13 protein-coding genes are annotated in these 17,999 nt (G+C 71.9%); 2 read left to right on the top strand and 11 right to left on the bottom strand.

Annotated features, from left to right (window positions below; translation table 11 throughout):
- Nucleotides 1–2: 2 nt before the first annotated feature.
- The 5 genes from IE096_RS27930 to IE096_RS27910 all read right to left on the bottom strand — a co-directional run bounded on the left by IE096_RS27930 (nucleotide 3) and on the right by IE096_RS27910 (nucleotide 4,773).
- On the bottom strand, nucleotides 3–1,346 hold the full coding sequence (locus IE096_RS27930) for a phage tail sheath family protein (protein WP_189456357.1): 1,344 nt from the start codon (nucleotides 1,344–1,346) through the stop codon (nucleotides 3–5).
- Nucleotides 1,347–1,364: 18 nt separating this feature from the next.
- Entirely contained in the window at nucleotides 1,365–1,805 is a 441-nt protein-coding gene (locus tag IE096_RS27925) for a phage tail protein (protein WP_189456354.1), read from the bottom strand.
- A 20-nt stretch (nucleotides 1,806–1,825) separates the two neighbouring features.
- Nucleotides 1,826–3,286, bottom strand: coding sequence for a phage tail sheath family protein (locus IE096_RS27920; protein WP_189456352.1), 1,461 nt, complete (start codon nucleotides 3,284–3,286; stop codon nucleotides 1,826–1,828).
- A 259-nt stretch (nucleotides 3,287–3,545) separates the two neighbouring features.
- Nucleotides 3,546–4,121 (bottom strand): HAD family acid phosphatase, encoded by a 576-nt coding sequence (locus tag IE096_RS27915; RefSeq protein WP_229820662.1) that lies wholly within the window; start codon nucleotides 4,119–4,121, stop codon nucleotides 3,546–3,548.
- A gap of 151 nt (nucleotides 4,122–4,272) precedes the next feature.
- Complete coding sequence (locus tag IE096_RS27910) at nucleotides 4,273–4,773, bottom strand: peptidylprolyl isomerase (protein WP_189456350.1); 501 nt, start codon at nucleotides 4,771–4,773, stop codon at nucleotides 4,273–4,275.
- 175 nt (nucleotides 4,774–4,948) lie between these two features.
- On the opposite strand from IE096_RS27910, the gene IE096_RS27905 reads away from it, so the two are divergent.
- Entirely contained in the window at nucleotides 4,949–6,064 is a 1,116-nt protein-coding gene (locus IE096_RS27905) for a DUF5954 family protein (protein WP_189456348.1), read from the top strand.
- A gap of 323 nt (nucleotides 6,065–6,387) precedes the next feature.
- Nucleotides 6,388–6,966 carry a 50S ribosomal protein L25/general stress protein Ctc gene (locus IE096_RS27900; RefSeq protein WP_189456346.1) on the top strand — a complete coding sequence of 193 codons (579 nt, stop codon included), beginning with the start codon at nucleotides 6,388–6,390 and terminating at the stop codon, nucleotides 6,964–6,966.
- Between the two features lie 59 nt (nucleotides 6,967–7,025).
- Here the strand turns inward: IE096_RS27900 and IE096_RS27895 are convergent, their stop codons facing one another.
- From IE096_RS27895 to IE096_RS27870, 6 genes are all read right to left on the bottom strand, one after another.
- Nucleotides 7,026–8,918, bottom strand: coding sequence for an ABC transporter ATP-binding protein (locus IE096_RS27895; protein WP_189456343.1), 1,893 nt, complete (start codon nucleotides 8,916–8,918; stop codon nucleotides 7,026–7,028).
- Between the two features lie 184 nt (nucleotides 8,919–9,102).
- Nucleotides 9,103–9,402 carry a hypothetical protein gene (locus IE096_RS27890; RefSeq protein WP_189456341.1) on the bottom strand — a complete coding sequence of 100 codons (300 nt, stop codon included), beginning with the start codon at nucleotides 9,400–9,402 and terminating at the stop codon, nucleotides 9,103–9,105.
- Nucleotides 9,403–9,435: 33 nt separating this feature from the next.
- On the bottom strand, nucleotides 9,436–9,984 hold the full coding sequence (locus IE096_RS27885) for an LppP/LprE family lipoprotein (protein WP_189456339.1): 549 nt from the start codon (nucleotides 9,982–9,984) through the stop codon (nucleotides 9,436–9,438).
- Entirely contained in the window at nucleotides 9,969–14,201 is a 4,233-nt protein-coding gene (locus IE096_RS27880) for an nSTAND1 domain-containing NTPase (RefSeq protein WP_189456337.1), read from the bottom strand. Before IE096_RS27880 ends, IE096_RS27885 begins: the two co-directional genes overlap by 16 nt.
- Nucleotides 14,202–14,243: 42 nt before the next feature.
- Nucleotides 14,244–14,654 (bottom strand): CU044_2847 family protein, encoded by a 411-nt coding sequence (locus IE096_RS27875; RefSeq protein WP_189456335.1) that lies wholly within the window; start codon nucleotides 14,652–14,654, stop codon nucleotides 14,244–14,246.
- A 107-nt stretch (nucleotides 14,655–14,761) separates the two neighbouring features.
- Nucleotides 14,762–17,911, bottom strand: a complete 3,150-nt coding sequence (locus IE096_RS27870) for a patatin-like protein (protein WP_189456333.1) — start codon at nucleotides 17,909–17,911, stop codon at nucleotides 14,762–14,764.
- Nucleotides 17,912–17,999 lie beyond the last annotated feature (88 nt).

Below are 17,999 nucleotides of genomic sequence, written 5' to 3'. Positions count from 1 at the left end.
CGTCAGCCTGTCGTGCCGGGCTGTCCGGCGATCTGGGTGATGGTGAAGTGGACGAACTCGGCCGGGCGCACCGGCGCGACGCCGATGTCGCAGATCACCTTCCCGGCGTCGATCGTGGCCGAGGTGTTGTTCGTCCGGTCGCAGATCACATAGAACGCCTCGTCCGGCGTCCGGCCCAGCAACGCCCCCTGGCGCCACTGATCGGTCAGGAAACTCACGACCGAATGGCCCAACGTCGCCCACAACCGGTCGTCATTGGGCTCGAACACCGCCCACGTCGTCGACTGCCGGATCGAATCGGACAGGAACGACACGAGACGGCGCACGTTCAGGTACCGCCAGTCCCGACTGCTCGACCGGGTCCGCGCACCCCAGACCAGCAGTCCCCGGCCGGGGAAGACGCGGAGGCAGTTGACGCCCTTGTCGTTGAGTTCCCCGTTCTGGTCGTCGGTCAGCAGGGTGGGGATGCCGAGGGCGCCCCGGAGGTTCTGGTTGGCGGGAGCCTTGAACACCCCGCGCTCGGCGTCCGTACGCGCCCACACCCCCGTGAGGTGACCCGACGGGGGAACCGTGCGCCGCACCCCGTCCACACCGGGAACCTCCACCCACGGGTAGTACAACGCCGTGAACGCCGCGTCGTCCGAGTCGGGTGTGGCGAGCTCGCCCACGAAGTCCTTGAGCGGTTCGACGAGTTGGCCGGGCGGCGCGTCGACCACGGCGAGCCGGTTGCGCAGTTGGGTGCAGTGGGCGAGCACCTTGTCGATCAGTCCCCTGCCGGTCGGCAGATCCGGCGTCGGCGGGGTTTCGGTCTCGGTGGCGGCGACGGTCATGTCCCAGAGGCTGGGCACGGCGACCATGGTGACTTCCGGCACGGTCTCCAGCCCGCCCAGGCCCGTGCGCGCCTCCGCGTCCCCGGCGAGCCCGGAGCCGGTCACCGGGGTGCCCGGGTTCAGGAAGCCGACCACGTAGCAGGTCGTACCGCCGTTGGCGAAGAACCCGTACACCGCCTCGGCGAGGGTGAGGCATCGCTGGAGTACCTGGACCTTCTTGTGGTCCCCGGCGGTCAGGGGTGGGTTGTCCTTCTGTTTCTTCAGGAGGACGGCCAGTTCGTCGCTCAGTTCCTTGACGCTGTAGCGGTCGACGAATTCCTGCCAGCCCCGGATGGGCTGGGGGATCACGCGCTCGTCGGCGGTGAAGGGCGGGGTGGTCCGCTGTGGGGGCGCCTCGTCGGGCAGCTTGGTGTAGCCGAGGAAGGCCGGGGTGGAGGTGCCCACTCCCACGATCATGCGGACGCCGCTGGACTTCTCGGTGACGTAGACACCTGGGGGCTGGGGCCTGGTCGCCATCGTTGCTGTGCCTCCCGGCTAGTCGACGGTGATGTCCTCGTAGGTGATGGTGACCTGTTCCGTGGCGGTGCCGGAGTTGGCCGCCCCGAGCTGGGGCCCTTCCCAGCGGGAGGCCCAGGCGTTGGTGAGGTGGATGCGGCGCACCGTCTGCTTCTGGGCGTCCTTGAGGGCGATGGTGATGTTCTGCCGGGCGCTGTCGAGGTCGGCGTTGACCAGGGTGGCCTTGATCCAGTCGGTGAACGCGGTGCTCTTGTCCATGCCCCGGGTGACCGTGATCTCGCCGGTCTTCCGGGCGCCCGGCTGTTTGCGCACGATGAGCTCGCCGGTGGCGGACACCTGACGGGTCTCGACGACGTCCTGTTCCAGGGTCAGGCCGGAGACGTCCTGGACGGTCTCGACCTGGAACTTGCCCAGTTCGATGGCGAAGGTGTTGCTGCTGAAGGTGTCACCGGTCAACACGTGCGTGTGCCTCCCCGCGTTCAGGTGGTGCCGCCGCCGGGCTGTCCGGCGATCTGGGTGATGGTGAAGTGGACGAACTCGGCCGGACGCACCGGCGCGACGCCGATGTCGCAGATCACCTTCCCGGCGTCGATCGTGGCCGAAGTGTTGTTCGTCCGGTCGCAGATCACATAGAACGCCTCGTCCGGCGTCCGGCCCAGCAACGCCCCCTGGCGCCACTGATCGGTCAGGAAACTCACGACCGAATGCCCCAACGTCGCCCACAGCCGATCGTCATTGGGCTCGAACACCGCCCACGTCGTCGACTGCCGGATCGAGTCCGACAGGAACGACACGAGACGGCGCACGTTCAGGTAGCGCCAGTCCCGGCTGCCGGAGCGAGTCCGCGCGCCCCAGACGAGCAGTCCCCGGTCGGGGAAGACGCGGAGGCAGTTGACGCCCTTGTCGTTGAGTTCGCCGTGGCGCTGGTCGGTGAGCAGGGTGGGCAGGGAGGCCACGCCGCGGAGGTTCTGGTTGGCGGGAGCCTTGAACACCCCGCGTTCCGCGTCCGTACGCGCCCACACGCCCGCCAGGTGACCCGACGGGGGAACCGTGCGCCGCACCCCGTCCACGCCCGGCACCTCCACCCACGGGTAGTACAACGCCGTGAACGCCGCGTCGTCCGTGTCCGGGCCCGGCAGCCGGTCCAGGAATTGCGGTACGGCGTTGGGCCCGGTGTCCGGGGGCGGCTCGCACAGGGTGAGCCGGTTGCGCAGGGTGGCGCAGTGGCCGATCACCTTGCCGAGGATCGTCGCGGCCGTCTCGGGGGATGTGCCCCCGTGCCACAGGTCGGGTACCGCGACCATGTTCACGTCGGGGACGCTCTTCAGCCCGGCCAGTCCGGTGCGTTTGTCGGCGTCACCGTCGACTTCGCTCGCGAGGTCCTTGGTGGGGTCGAGGCGGAGGATGTAGCAGGAGCTTCCTCCATTGGCGAAGAAGCCGTAGACGGCTTCGTGGAGGCAGATGGCCCCCGCTTGCTCGAATACCGTTTTCAGGAAGGTCAGTTCGTCCCGGCGGCGGCCGAGGGAGGCCAGGTGGTCACCTGCCGCGATCCACTGGGCGTGGTCCTCGGGAAAGGCTGTCGACACCTTCCGGGCCGCGGCTTCGGCCGCTTGCCTGTCCGCGTCGCTGACGGGCTCGCCCGCCCACTCGGCGGTCCGTACGGCGACGAGTTTGCCGAATTCGTCCGGGGTGACGACCGGCTCGCCTCCGGTGGTGGCCAGGTCCCGGAGCGCGGCCTCTTCGGACTGGAGGGTCGCGGTCGCCTCCTCGATGGCCGCCGGCAGGCCCTCCAGCGCCCGCTCGACCTCCTCCCGCCCCATCGGGGAACGGAAGTGGAACGTGTCCACGAACTCGGACCAACTGCGCACCAGCGTCGGTGGTGTGGGGGCCGCCGGGCCGCCCACCGTGTAGCCGAGGAACGCGGGGGTGGACGTACCCACCCCGGTGATCGTCCGGACTCCGCTCGAACGCTCCGTGACGAAGACTCCGGGTGCCAAGGGACGCGCGACCATGCCCTGTTTGCCCCTCTCTTCGGGGAATGCGTGCCTGCAGCGAACCATTGCCGTCGCAGATCACGCATGCGAAGAGGGGAAGCTACGTCAGTTTGCGTAGCGCCATGGAGTGCTCACACCATGTGAACAAGCCAACCCGCGTTCGCCCTTCGCCGCCGGGGTCCGGCGGCGAAGGGCGCGGCGGGTTTCAGGAGAGGCGGCCGCCGTAGTCGGGCAGTTTGAAGCCCTTCTCGAAGTAGCCGCCTTCGAAGTCGGTGGGCCGGTTGCCGATGTTGGCCGTGATCGTGTAGCCGTCCCGGGTGAGTTCCTCCCGGCAGCGCGCCTTGCCCTCGCCCTTCTCCTCGCCGTGCTCGCGCGTGCAGATGGCGTCCACCGGGTAGCCGGCGTCCGCCAGCTGCCGCCGCGCGGACGACGAGGAGCTGCGGGCGGTGACGAACAGCACGGACACGTTGTGCTCGTGCGCCCAGCGGGCCACCTTGAGGACCGGCTCGTTGGCCTGGCCCTCGTGGTAGTACGTCTCCAGCGCGGTGTTGTCGATGTCCAGCACGACGGCCGGGTTGTCGCCGCCCTTGGCGATACGGTCCCGCAGCCACGGGATCGCGGGGGCGACCGCCTTGTCCACATCGCTCTGCCACGTCCGGTAGCCGGGCACTCCCCGGCCCGAAGCGGCCTCCGCCGTGGTGGCGGTGCTCAGCACCCCGGCCGGCAGTGCGACGGCGGCGAGCGCCGCGAGAGCGGCGACGCGAGACTTCCTGACGAACACGATCCTGTTCCTTCCGATGGCCGGATACGCCCGTCGGAAAGATCAACACCGTGGGAAGACGCTCAGCCGACCGCGAGGTGTCGCGGACATGAAGAGATCAGGACCCGGCATCTCCGGTTCCTCAGGGGAGCAGGTGCCGGGCTCGCGGTTCTCAGGCCTCGCGCTTGGCGCTCTCGATGACCACGTCGTCCTTCGGGACGTCCTGGTGGAAGCCGCGGGTACCGGTCTTGACGGCCTTGATCTTGTCGACGACGTCCTGGCCCTCGACGACCTGGCCGAAGACGGCGTAACCCCAGCCGTTCGGGGACTTCGAGGTGAAGTTCAGGAAGTCGTTGTCGTTGACGTTGATGAAGAACTGGGCGGTCGCCGAGTGGGGGTCGTTCGTACGGGCCATGGCCACGGTGTACACCGTGTTCTTGAGGCCGTTGTCCGCCTCGTTGTCGATGGGCGCGTCCGTCGGCTTCTGGTCCATGCCGGGCTTGAAGCCGCCGCCCTGGACCATGAAGCCGGGGATGACGCGGTGGAAGATCGTGCCGTCGTAGTGGCCCTTGTCCACGTAGGCGAGGAAGTTCTCGACGGTCTTGGGCGCCTTCTCCTCGTTGAGCTCCAGGACGATGTCACCGTGGTTGGTCTTCAGCCGGACCTTGGCCATGATGTGCTCCATATGTTCAGTGCGCTTGTTTACGCGTTTCAAGCAGAAACGATCACAGTCTGTCACACGTGGACTGCTGTGCAGCCGCGCTCCGCGCGGTCGCTCGCGTGTCCACTGTTCATGGAGTGACCGTTTCGGCTGCGCGGCCCCTCATGCCCACGGCACCCTGGAGGGCATGGCAGAGCTGGAGGGGGAGAACGTCCCCGCGTACCGCAAGATCCGGATCGCGGTTCCGGAAGAGCCCGTCGCGTCGCTCGCGGACGTCGAGGCATGGCGGGCCCGGGAGGCGTATCCGGACATCCTCCTGGACGGTCACCCCGTCTTCGGCGTCGCGAAGGAACGGATGGAGGGCGGCTGGGAGCTGGTCTCCTCGCTCTCGTCCCTGGAGCCGCAGGAGGCCCGTGACTCCATGGGCTCGGTGTTCCGTCTCGCGGCGCGGACGGCCCGGGAGGCCGGCGATCCGGCCGGCCACGACGCGTACATGAGCGCGGCGGAGCGCATGGACTGGGAGGCGGTCGACGAGGTGGCCGTGCGGGGCGTCCGCTACCGGGTGGTGCGGGCGGAGCGCTTCCTGCGCGGCGGACCGCAGGGCCCCGAGCCGCCCCGGCCCACCGACGCCGACCCCATGGAGCCGGGCGAATCCCACCGGGCCCCGGACCCGGCGGACGGCTTCGTCATCGATCCGTTCACCGCGACCGGGATGTCGGAGGGCATCCTCAAGATGGAGCTGCTCTCCCTCGTCCGGAAGGAGGGCACGGTGCCCAGGGCCGTCCGCGACGACTCGGTGCGCGCCACGGAGACCCACCCGGGAGGGGTGCTGCTGCCCGCGGTCTTCGGAACGGCGGAGTACACGGACGGGCGCTGGCGGCCCGACTCGGCGGGCGCGTCGACCACCCCGCAGGGGGCGCGGGACACCCTGGCCGTGAAGCTTCGCGTCATGATCCCCTGGCAGCGGGACCTCACTCCGGAGGAACGCGCCCCCTACACGGCCGCGGCGGACCGGCTGGACGCGACGCGGTGCGACGAGCTCGAGGTCCTCTCCCTGCGGTTCAGGGTCGTGCGCATGGAACGCCTGGTGCGCATCGGCCCGGACGGCCCCGAGGGTCCTCGCCCGTCCGACCTGGACTCCACACCGCCCGTGAAGGTGCAGGACGAGCGGCTCCGCGCGCAGGGGGTCGACACCGACGACGAGGACGCGCCCATCGAACTCGACGGGCCCACCCAGCGGCTGGCCGACCTCTTCCACGAGGAGGAGGCCCGCCGCCAGGCCAAGCGCCCCCGCAACGGTTGAGCGCTCCGCTCGGGGCGCCGGCGCCCGGGTCGGACTGCCAGGTGCCGGCCCACCGGCCGGGGGTCGGTTCGGGTTCGGGGTGTTTACTCCCCTTTGCGATTCACGGAGAGCGCTTTACCACCCCGCGTTTCACCGGGATTGATGCGTGCGCGGGGACCGCCGGTCTACGCTCGTCGGGTTGCTCGGCGAGGGAGGCCGTACCGGGTGTTCCGGGTGCGGCGGCTCCGTGATCGGCGCGCGCTCTTCGCAGCGGTTCGTGGAGCTCCGTCCCGGGCCGGGTGACCAATGCCCAGCAGTCCACGAGTCGAACGAGGAGTGCAGAAATGGCTGAGGTGAAGCTGGCCGCGGAGCCGCGGACCGCTTTCGGCAAGGGCGCCGCCCGCCGGATCCGTCGCGAGAACAAGGTGCCGGGTGTCGTCTACGGTCACGGCGCCGAACCCCAGCACGTGACGGTCGACGGTCACGCGCTGATGATGGCCCTGAAGACCCCGAACGTCCTGATAGACCTGGAAATCGGCGGGAAACGCGAACTCGTCATTCCCAAGGCCGTGGACCGCGATCCCCTCAAGGGGTTCCTCGTCCACATCGACCTGCTGGCCGTGCGCAGGGGCGAGCGGGTCACCGTCGAGCTGCCGATCCACACCGAGGGCGCCCTGGCCCCCGGTGGCAATCTGCTGGAACACCTGCTGAACGCCCTGCCGGTGGAGGCCGAGGCCACCCACATACCCGAGTCGGTCACGGTGTCCGTGGCGGGCCTGGACGCGGGGCACACCGTGCACGCCCGTGACATCCCGCTGCCGTCGGGTGTGTCGCTGGCCATCGACGGGGACGCGGCGGTGCTCCAGGTCGTGACGACCCAGGTGGAGGAGCCCGGCGAGGACGACGAGGCCGCGGAGCTGTAGGCCGGTCCGGCTTCCGGCCGTCGTCCCGTTCCCTCGCGGAACGGGACGACGGCCGTGGATCAGGCCTGCTGACCGAGCTCGTACCACCGCTGGAACCTGCCGCCTGCCGTGACCAGCTCGGCGAAGGTGCCCTGCTCGACGATGTGGCCCTGGTCCATGACGACGATCAGGTCCGCGACCCGGGCGTTGGCCGGGCGGTGGGTCACCACGACGGTGATCCGGTCGGGGGCGATGGTCCGGACGAGCCGGAACATGTCGTGCTCGCCCTGGGCGTCCATCTGCGAGGTCGGCTCGTCCAGTACGACGACGTCGGGCTCGCGGTAGAGCACCCGGCCGCAGGCGACCCGCTGCCACTGGCCGCCCGAGAGGGAGACGCCGCCCCACAGCTCGCGGGCCAGCAGGGTGTCGAGGCCGTCGGGCAGTTCCTCGGCCGCCTCGCGCATGCCGACGGCGTCGATGACCTTCCACACCCGCTCGTCGCCGGACGTGACGGGCTGGCCGAGGGTGATGTTCTCCCGCGCGGACAGCGGCCAGTACCCGAACTGCTGGGTGACCACCCCCGTGTGCTCCCAGACCCGGCGCAGGTCCATCTCCGCCAGGTCCGCCCCGTCCCAGAGCACCCGTCCCTTGTCGGCGGTGTACAGGCCGCACAGCAACCGGGTCAGGGTCGACTTGCCCGAGCCGTTCTCGCCCAGGACGGCCACGACCTGCCCCCGGCGCAGGGTCAGGGACACGCCGTCGACCGCGGGCCGGGTCTTGTTGGGGTAGGTGAACGACACGTCCTCGACCCGGATGGTCTCCGGCCGGTCGGGCACCACGACCGTCCCGTGGGCCGGGTAGTGCTCGCGGCTGGAGGTGACGAACCGCTTCCAGTCGCCGAGGAAGAGGCTGGAGTGGAAGAGGGACGCGGCGTAGTGCACGGCGTTGGTGAGGTTGCCCAGCGCCGCGCGCACGGCGAGGACGGCCGTCGCGGCGATCGCGAGCGACATCCGCCCGGTGATCGTCAGCCAGGCCAGCGTGGCCCACGCCAGGGTCAGGCACACCCCGCCGGCGCACGCCGAGAGCAGGTTGATCCGCAGCGCGCGGGCGGCTCCGGTCAGCGAGCGGGCGTCCATCCGGCCGGTGATCGTGCGGTACCAGAACATCAGGTACGGGGCCATGCTGTTGCCGCGCACCTCGTCCGCGAGCTGAGTGGTGGTCAGGTACCAGCGCATCATGCCCTTGACGTTGCGGCCGCTGCTGTTGGCGTGGTGCGTCCGGTGCTCGATCCTCGCCTCGGCCATCGCCCCGGTGCCCGACGGGGCCACGGCGAGCACGAGGACCGGCAGCATCAGCGGGTGGAGGACCGTGAGCACGCCGAAGGCGGCCACGAGCTTGATCAGCGCCGACATGAAGGACTGCACGTCGTAGATCAGGCGGTCGCAGCGCAGCGACCCCGCCTCGGCCGCCTCGTGCTCCTCGGCGAAGCCCGGCTCGTTGAACGCGGCGAGCTCCACGGACACCATCGCGTCGACGACGGCGATGTCCGCGGCGGTCATCAGCCGTGGTCTGAGGCGGCCCACGGACCAGGACGCCAGCCCGTGGGCGACGCGGCCGATGCCGGCGGCGACCGCGATGGCCAGCAGCGCGGGCAGCGCGGCGTGGACGCGGCCGGCGACGGTGCCGGTGCCGAGGATGTGCGTCATCGCCCGCGACGTGGCCGTCAGGGCCACGGCCGAGCAGATGCCGTAGGTGAGCTGCGCGCCCACCATGACGATCACGTCCCGGCGGTCGATGCGCCAGGCCATGCGGAACACCTGGGCGAGGACCGCCGGGATGGACGCCGACAGGCGCCACACACTGGAGTGGTCGAACGCCGATGTCGCCCACTGCGCCTTCCGGCGGGGTTCCACCGGCTCGGGGAACGGTAGCCTGTGGGACCGAGCCTGTTTATGGTCTCCCGGACTCTCCATGAGGGTTTCCCTCCCTTGGTTGGTAAAGGGCGCCGGGTTCAAGGCACCCGGTGCTCAACCGGTGTGCTGGGGAAGGGGTTCGGCCCTCACCGCCCGTGAAGGGGGGAAGTCAGGGGCGCCCGGGTGGCCGGAAGAGCGCGTGGAGTGCGCGACGGGCGCCTTGTCAGCGGGATCGGCTGTTTCCTCACCTCTCCCGCCGGCCGGCGGCGAGTGCCGCGCAGGCCACCGCCGTCACCGCCCCGGCGGCCATGAGGCCCCGGTGGGACCGCGAGGACATCACCGACCATCGCGACCGGGAGGACAGCAGGGAGCCGGTGCTCAGCCAGGAGCCGACCGAGGCGACCGACAGGGCGCTGCCGACCGAGCCGACGGACAGGATCGACCCCACCGAGCCGATCGAGAGCACCGAGCCCGCTGAACCGATCGACAGGATCGAGTCCCGTGACCACAGGGACCATCGTGAGTTCGCGTCATGTTTGGACATGCGTCGATCGTAAGGCGCCCGCCCCGACTGCCGTTACGTGGTGGGGCCGTTGGGGTTCTCCGGCAGCGGAGGTGTGAAGGCCACCTTCCCGTCCTTGAAGACGGCCCGGATCTCGCGCTTGCCGCCCGACGGGCAGCACAGGGGGTCCGAGGTCGTGAAGACGGGGTAGGAAAGGGTGACCGTCCTCCCGTCCTGCTTCAGGATCGCGGATTCCGTGGCTCCGGCGGTGTCGTACCCCACGTAGTCGTTCCCCTGGAAGAAGAAGACGCTGACACAGCGGCCGTCGACGCTTCCCGTGCAGGTGCCGTGAATGGCGCGGAAGGGGCCCCGGAGGGCCTTCAGGACGCCGGGCTCGTCGTCGGCCGTGTAGCCCAGGCGCTTGATGCGCAGCGTCGCGGCGGCCGCGTCGAACGGTCCGTCGGCGGCCGTCGACGGTGAGGGGCGTCCGGCCGAGGGGTCCCACAGGACGACCGACCGGCTCGGGCCCGGTGATCCGGCCGGGTTCCCCGAGGACGAGCACGAGGTGGCCGTGGCCACCAGGAGGAGGCACATGGCCGCCACGGCGCCTACCCGCGAGCGCATGCCGTCACCCCCAGCAGGTTGCGCTCCAGGAAGCCGTAGCGCACCGTTCCCATGTCGCCGAGCGCGATGTCGCGCGTGACGCGCGAACACAGGCTCGTGGCCCAGGCGTCCGGGGAAGCCTGTTCGAGGCGAAATCTCACGTCGAGGTCCTTGCCGGTGGTCAGGAGCATCCGCTCGCCGTCGGGTGAGGGGACGACCGCCCGTACCTGGGCGGCCGCGGGGGTACGGGTCCGGGCGATCAGCCCTTCGGGGCCCCACAGTTCGAAGGCTCCCTCCCGTGTGCTGACCACGCGGGTGGATCCGTTGAGGAAGGCCGTGGAGCGGGAGGGCGCGGCGGGGATGCCGATCAGTTTCCGTCCGGTCTCCACGTCGCGGACCTCCGTCTCCCCGTCCTGGCTGACCAGCATGAGGCGCGTGCCGTCGGCGCTGTACCGCACCGCCCGGTGCCAGTCGAGCAGTGGTGCCGTCAAGCCTGGGACGATCACTTTGACGCGATGTCGTCTCTCCAGGTCCCAGATCTCGATGCCCCGGCGGTCGGGGGTGGTCACGGCGGCCTGTCCGGAGCGGGGGTGCACGGCCAGAGTCGTCGAGTAGTCGCGCCGGTCGACGGGGGCGTTGCCCGTGAAGAACAGCGGACGCCCGATCTCCGCGCCGGTCGCGGTGTCCCAGCGGGAGACCGCGCCGCCCGCCAGCGCCGTCAGACGACCCCGCGCGTCGAATCCCAGGCCCGAGATCCCCGCCGCGCGCGGTGGAGTATCGGCGGGCAGATCGATGCGCAGCTGACGGAGCACCTTGAGTCCCGGCACGCTGTAGAGCGTCACCGTCGGATCCTCCACGTCGCTCACGGCGAGGACCTTCTCCGCGGGATCGAAGACCGAGTGTCCCGGAACTCCGCCCTTCGACGCGCCGCCCGTGGCGATCCGGCGCCCGGTCGCCGGATCCCACAGTGCGACCGCGCCGCCGTCCACGCCCTCCGTGACCAGATAGCGGCCCGTCGGGGAGAACTGGGCCGCTTCCGCGTCACCCTGCCTGCCCTCGGGGTGCGAGCCGCGGACCCAGTCGACCGTGCCGAGGGAGTCCGGCGCCGGGGCGGTCATGACCAGGGTCTCCGTGCCCCGGGCGCGGACGATCCTCCGGCTGCCGTTGGACAGGGAGTACCGGGTGTAGCGGCCGCCCGAGGCCCCGTCCTCGTCGAACCGCGACAGCTGCCGGCCGGTGTGCGCGTCGTAGACCGTGACTGTGCCGTTCAGCCGGGCCAGCACCATCTGGTCGGACACGGCGGCCGGTTCGCCGGTGGTTTCGCACGGAATGGTGCGGGCGAGGCGCGGGTCGGTCGTGCCGTCGACCGGGTCCGTCAGGTGCCACTTGCCGTCCACGCACCGGGCGACGACCGGGTGAGGGCCGCTGAGGAAGGACACCACGGGGAGATCCGGCCCCTCGGCCGGGCCCTCCTTCGGCACGGGACGTCCGCTGCGCGTGTCCCACACGTGGTAGTCGTCCCCGATGTGGGAGGCCACGATGTGCCGGCCGCTCGCGTCGAAGGCGAACTCCGTGGCCTCCCCGTAGGTGTCGGTGGGCGCCCGCAGCGTCACCGCGGGGGCCGTGGGCCGGTCGAGATCCCACACCTGGGCCGTGTCGTCCGCCGGTGGGTGCGACACGAGCCGGTGGCCCGTGCGGTCGAAGCGCAGTTGGTCGGATCGCTGGTCCGTGCTGGAGGTGCTCGCGGCGCCGCGCAGGGTCAGCAGCGTCTTGCGCTCGCGGACGTCCCACACCCCGATGCGGTTGCCGTCGCCTCCGAGGGCGAGCCGGGTGCCGTCGGGGCTCACCGCCACGGCCGAGACCCCGTCCATGTCCGCCACCCGGGAGATCCCGCCGGACGCCGCCACGCGCCAGACCGTGAGCCGGTCGGCCGCGGTGCGGACGGCGATCACCTGCCCCGCGTCGTCGAGCGCCGTTTCGGCGACCGTTCCGCTCGCGGGGAGCACCGCGTCGTAGCGGGCGTCGGCCAGGTAGCGGTCGAAGAGGTTGTCGCGGGCCTGCTGGGTGGAGGCCGTGCGCCAGGCCGCGACGGACAGCAGGGCCGAGGTCTCCAGCCGGGAGCCGGCCTGGCGTTGCGCCTCCTGCACGAGCCCGCCCGAGAGCTCCGCCGCCCTGCTGTCTCGTACGGAGACGAGACCGGCGCCGGCGACGCCCGTCATCGCCGTGAGGACGGCCGTCGCCGCGAGGGCCGTGCGGAACCGGCGCCGTCGCCGCCATTCCGCGCTCGCCCGGATGTAGGCGCGCTCGGCCTCGGGGATGTCGTCCTGCCGCTCGCGCAGCCGCTTCTCCGCCGCGCTCAGTTCCGAGCCGCGCATCAGCAGGGCCCGGTCGCGGTCGCTGAGCTCCCAGCGGCTCAGCCGCGCCCGGAGGTGCTCCTGCCAGGTGCGGAAGTCCCGGTCGGCGTCGACCCAGGACCGCAGGGTGGGCCAGTGCTCCAGCACCGCCTCGTGGGCGAGGGCGACCGTCTCCACGCCGTCGGAGGCGTGGTCGAGGTGGACGAGCCGCTGGGTGGCCAGGAACTGGGCGGCTTCCCAGCACGCCGGGTGGAGTTCGGGGCGGCGCGCGGTGCGGCCGGTGTCGACGGGGTTGTCGGCGGCGCCGTCGCCCGGGCGGACGAGCTGGACGAACAGCCGCCGCACCTCGTCCCGCATGTCGCCCAGCCGCTCCTTCACGGCCCGTTCGGCGTGGGCCGCCAGGGCCCCCGCGACCCGGCCGGTCTCCTCGTAGGCCGCGTGCGTCAGCACCCCCTTGGCCTGGCGCTCCCACAGGAGGGTGAGGGCGAACTCCAGGAGGGGGAGGGCGCCGGGGCCGCTTCCGGTGTCCGCCAGGAGGCGCTCCGCCAGCCGGTCCTCGAACCGCACGGCGCCGTGGAAGGCGTCGACCGGTGCCAGCACCACCTCGCGCAGCTGCTCACCGGCCAGCTTGTTGACGAGGAAGGCGGACGTGTCGCAGGCGCGCTCGAGCGCCGGGAACCGGCGCATGGCCTTGAGGAAGTCCAGTCGCAGGGTGAACACCAGGCGGACGAGCGGGCCGCCGTCCGCGGTGCGCCACTCGGTCATCCGCAGGGCGTGCTCGACCAGCGCGTCCGCCTCGTCCGGAGGGCAGCGGAAGAGCACCTCGAACTGGTCGACGAAGAGGAGGAGTTGCGAGGTTCCGGAGCGGCCGACCGCCTCCGTGACCACGGGCGCGGCGGCCCCGTCCCGTAACCGCCGCGCCAGCCGGTCCAGGCGCTCCCCCACCTCGGCCGGGGCGTTCTCCTCGCCGGGGAGGGCGTCGATCAGCGGGAGCAGCGCCGAGGCCAGCATGTGCTCGGCACGGACGGCCGGTTCGGGGACGAGCGTCACCGCGCTGTAGTCGCCGCGCCGGCGCAGCGCGGGCAGGAGCCCCGCCTGGACGAGGGAGGACTTGCCGACCCCGGACGCCCCGATCACTGGGACGACCCCGGACGTGGTGACCGCCTCGGTCAGCTCCTCGATCTGGGAGGAACGCCCGAAGTAGTGCGCGGCGTCCTGTTCCCGGAAGGGCATGAGCCCCCGGAAGGGGGAGGGCGGCGAGGCGTGGCGGGCGAGCTCCGGGTGGACCTCCAGGAGCGCGTCGAGGGTGATGGCGTAGGCCGCCCGGCCCACGAACCGCCGGTCGGTGGCGACGACCATGCCGACGACACCCTTGAGCCGGTCGTCCCACAGGGGTGTGCCGCTGAATCCCTGGAGGATCTCGCAGGCGCCGGTGCTCTCGATCTGCACCCAGCCCCGGCCGCGTTCGTCGACGATCGTGCCGAGCGACCACACTCCCTCGTCGTCGCCGGCGGGGAAGCCGAACGCCGTGAACGGGTGGTCGCGCACCGAGTCCACGTCCAGCAGCCGTACGGGCTCCGCGCCGGTGGGCGGGTCCTCGGCGAGTGACAGGACGGCGATGTCGCCGGTGCCGTCGTCGGCGACGGGGACGTGCCGCAGCAAGGACGCTGTCCGCCGTTGGGACGTCCGGCCGGCGAGCGGGAAGTCCAGCTCGACGGTGAGCCCCGGGGGCAGGGGCGCGGACTCGGCTTCCCCCGCGATCGCGGATATGACGTGTCCGCAGGTCAGTACGGTGCGCGGGGCGGCCAGGAAGCCCGCCCCGAGGGGAGCGCCGCCGTCCGACCACAGCCGGGCGATGCCGGGGTTCGGCACGGGTCCGGGCATGGGTGGTTCTCTTTTCTTCCGGCTGTTTTCTTCCGGCTGTGGTCAGCCGACGACCACGGCCGACGTGCCGTTGGTGGCTGTTCCATGGGTGACGGTGCCGTTGGCGGTGGTCCCGTTGGCGGTGACCGCCCTGGTGACCGGCGGCGCGTCGGGACGCTGCCCGTCCCATTCCAGGGTGAGCGTCAGGGACGCCTCGCCGGCGGTCTTGGCGAGGAAGACGCCGGCCTCCCCCGAGAGTTTCAGCCCCAGTTCAAGGGTGATCTTGTTCGGCCGGCGGGGGAGGTCGGTGAGCCTGCCGACGACCGCGTGCGCGGCGTCCCGCACGCTGTCCAGCCCCCGCTCCAGGGTCTCCGCGGCGTGCGCGACGGTCCCGCCGCCACGGGCGACCCTGACGACCGCCTGCGGGTCCTCGTCGATCTCGACGAGCACGGATCCGCCGCTCTCGAGTGGCACTCTCAGTAAGTTGGGCACCGGCCGCTCCCCCTCCGTCGCTCCGCCGATCGGAACGTGCGGGCACTCTAGCGACCGGCGGTGCGCGGGGGTCGGTGTTCGCCGAAGCCTCACTCGTCAGTGCGGTGCGAGTGGTAGGAGGAGGTGCCGCGCGGCGCGCGCGTGCGGGCGAGGAAGACGCCGAGGAGGACGACGAGGAGGCCGACGCCCAGTTTGACCGCCAGGCTCCACAGCGTCTCGCGCAGGTGGGCGTCGTGCCGGTTCGCGTAGATGTAGAAGGCGGCGGCGCACAGGAGGACGAGCACGACGGCGGCCAGTCTCAGGCCCACCCGCCGCGCGTCCCGGGTCAGCAGCGCGGCCGCCGACCAGCCCGCCAGCAGGAGGAACACCCCGGCGAGGGTGAAGGCCACGGGAAGGCCGGGGACGAACAGGGACACGGCCAGCAGGACGCCTCCGGTGACCACCGCGAGGTCCACCGCACGGTGGCCGAACCTGCCCGGCCGGGCGAGGAAATGGACCATGGCCCACACCGCGAGGGTGTAGCCGCGGAGGGCGCTGAGCACCGCGCCGACGGCCTTCACCCGGGGCGCGCCGACGGCGCTCGCCGCGACGGCGGCGCTCTGGGCGGCGGTCTCGGCGAAGAGGTCGCCGCCCGCCTCCTGAGTGATCCGCTGGCGGCCGATGTCCCCGGCGCTCTTCCACAGCCGCCACAGCGTCTCCGCCCGCATCGGCCGGCCGGCCGTGCCGGACGCCTCCGCGTCGTACTGGGTGAGCCATCGCGTGCTGTCCTCGGGGCGTCCGTCGCCTTCCGTGCGGACCGCGTCCGCCAGGAGGTGGAGTTCCTGGCGGAGGATGTCCGTCTGGAGGGCGTGGGTGACCGCTTCCACGCAGAGGCCGAGCCGGGGATCGTCCTCGGGGCCACGGCCCGTGGGTGCCGGCGCGGGACGGACGGGGACGATCTGTTCCGTCACCAGGCCCCGGCACGCGGAGGCGTATCGCTCCTGCCAGATCCGGTCCAGCCACGCCCGGTCCGCCGGATCGGGCGCGTCGACGGCGCAGGTGCGCAGCGCGTCGACGAGCCGGTGGGCCGCGTCGTCGGCGTCGCCGTCCGTCGCCCAGACCTGCCGCAGCCGCTCGACGGACATCAGCGTCCGCGTCAGGTGGGCGGCGCCGTCCATGCGCCCGTGGATCCAGTCGTTGACGCGCCAGGAAGCGCGGTAGAAGGCGCCGAAGTGGTGCAGTTGTCTGCCCGTGAGCAGTCCGGGGTCGCGGGAGGAGACCTGGATCAGTTCGACTTCCTGCTCCAGTCCGCGCTGGGTGTCGCCGTAGGCCTGCTGGACGACTTCGAGGCGGAGCATGCGGTCCAGGACGTTCCGGGTGTCCAGGGCGTCCTGGGTGGCGTGGAGCAGGTAGTCGGTGAGCGCCTTGAGGTGGGTGCGTTGGGTTCCGTCGGGGTCGACGACGGTCTCCGCGCCGCCGGATCCGGAGACGCGGGACAGTGCGTCCTCGCAGCTCACGAGGGTGTCGGCCAGGGCGGTCGCCTGGGCGTACCGCCGCGCGTGCCGTGCCCCGTAGCCCTCCGCGCCGGGGTCCGGCGGTCCGTCCCAGTCGGTGAGGGCCTTGCGCAGCCGGTCCTCGAGGCGCCGGGTGCCGGCCGGCGTCGCCTTGCCGAGCTCGTCGTACGTCGCGGGGGGCAGGTCGGCGCCGGCGCGGGTCCAGTGGTCCGCCAGCTCGTGCCAGTCCGCCTCGATCTCCTCGAACACGGTGTTCGCCCGGCGGCGTGCCTCGATGACGGCGTGGCGTTCCGGCGAGCCCATGGGCGCCAGCCAGATGGCTCGTTTGAGGACGTCGGCGACGATGTCGCGCAGTCCCTGGACGGCGGTCTGCCCCCAGTCCCAGTCGGCGCCGGTACGGCCGGTGGCCTCGTCGACGGAGTCCCCTCGCGGGATGAACGACTCCGGTCGCGCGCGCCGGTCCCGCAGGACCGTGCGGAGGCGGTCGGCGATCTCCTGTTCGCTCCACCGGCCGTCCGTCTCGGCGGGCTGTCCGGCGGTCAGCCAGGCGCTGATGGTGTCGGCGGCGTGCTCGATCCGGGTCTCGAGGTAGCCCTGCCATGCCGCTTCCGAGAGCTGGCGCGCCGCCCCGGTCAGGGCGTACGCGAACCGGGCGCGGGCCCGGCGCCGGCGCCGGGTGTCCTCGTTGCGGACCTGGATCTCGGTGAGTTCGCGGGAGACGGAGTCGGTCGAGCGCAGCCGGGTCAGCACGCCGAGGAGGACGTCGGGCGCGCGCGGGGGCGGGGGCGGGGTCCCGACGGGTGCGGAGGCGGGAGTCGGGGTGGGGGTCGGGGTGGGGGTCGGGGTGGGGGTCGGCGGTGGTGCTTCCGACGGGTCGGGCACGACGTAGGCGAGGAGCCGGCGGACCTGTGCCTGCGCGGTCTGCCGGTAGACGGCCTCAAGGGCGGGGCGGATGGGTTTGTTGAGCAGGATCCCGCCGTCGACGACGAACTGCGGGACACGGAAGTTCGCGTGCCCGGCGGTCGAGGGCCAGGGGCCGTCGGCCGGGCCCGCGTCGACGTCCACCCACTGCGGCGCGAACGCGGCGGGGAAGGAGGAGGTGCAGCGGGCCGCGACGGCGAGCCGGTCGATCACCCCGTCGTCCTGGAGGTCGGCGGCGTGGTCCGTGGCTCCGGCCCGCGAGGCGAACCGGAAGCGGGCGTCGTGGTCGACTTCGGTGATGCGCACGCCCGTGTCGTCGCAGAAGGAGCTGTGCCGGCCGCGCCACAGCGTGCCGGTGAGGATGAGCTCGACGGGCCGTGTGCCGGACTGCCCGTCGTCGGCGCCGGCCCGGGACGGGGAGGTCGCGACGTCGCGCAGGGCGTTGCGGAGCTCGTCGAGGAAGTAGTCCCCGCTGAGGAGGGAGACGGGTTGCCGTTGGAGGGGGCTCTGCAGCAGTTTGCCCAGCGCGCCCTTGTCCCGCCACAGGCCGCTCAGGGGCGTGATGTCCTTCTCGCGGGCGAGGCCGAGGGCGAGGAAGGCGCCGTTGAGCCCGCCGGCGGAGGTTCCGGCGATGACGTCCACGCGCGCGTCGGCGCGCAGCACGTCGAGCAGCGGCCGGTAGACCGGCTCGTCCCAGCGGCGGGCCATCGCGAGGTGGTGCAGTTCGACGGCGACCCCGCCGATCCAGACGGCCAGGCTCACCCCGCCGTTCATGACCACGGCCAGCCGGATGTCCTGCCGGTCGATGTCGTCGGTCTCCGCCACTTCTCTTCAGCTCCCTGCCGCTCGACCGGCCGCCGCCTCCTTCAGCTGAACATGGCGCCTCGCCGATCGCCCGTACGTCGGCCGTGTC

The organism is Streptomyces abikoensis, assembly GCF_014648775.1.
In the GTDB taxonomy this organism is placed as follows: domain Bacteria; phylum Actinomycetota; class Actinomycetes; order Streptomycetales; family Streptomycetaceae; genus Streptomyces; species Streptomyces abikoensis.
The sequence above is the reverse complement of the archived record's forward strand: the minus strand, read 5'-3'. Positions and strand labels throughout refer to the sequence as shown.